Source organism: Salmonella sp. SAL4457 (genome assembly GCF_046548235.1).
Lineage (GTDB): Bacteria > Pseudomonadota > Gammaproteobacteria > Enterobacterales > Enterobacteriaceae > Salmonella > Salmonella enterica.
In genome coordinates this window covers 1-268 of record NZ_JBGDZO010000573.1, presented here as the reverse complement: position 1 = coordinate 268, position 268 = coordinate 1, and the positions used below count along the sequence as shown (strand labels likewise).

The window sequence follows — 268 nt, the reverse complement described above, 5'->3', positions numbered from 1 at the left end:
TCCCAGGCCAGGCCTTCCAGACGCAGGTCCTCCAACTGAACCTCGGGCGTCACCGAGCGTATCTCGCTCTGATGGTTGAACAGCACCTGGAACAACTGGCCGCCCTGGCCGCAGGCCGCGAGCACCTGGTCGAACGGCAGGTCCTGGTTGGCCTGGGCGCCGAGGGTCGCCTCGCGAGCCTCGCCGAGCAACGCGGCGAACGGCTGGCGCGCCCGGGGCGTGCCGCGCAGGACCAGGGTGTTGATGAAGAAGCCGACCAGCCCCTGGG

The 268-nt window shown here is 70.1% G+C and carries 1 protein-coding gene; it reads right to left on the bottom strand.

Going from position 1 to position 268, the window contains the following annotated elements; genetic code table 11:
- On the bottom strand, nt 1-268 hold a 268-nt coding region (locus ACLJNW_RS25505; protein ID WP_410961407.1), incomplete at both ends, for a condensation domain-containing protein.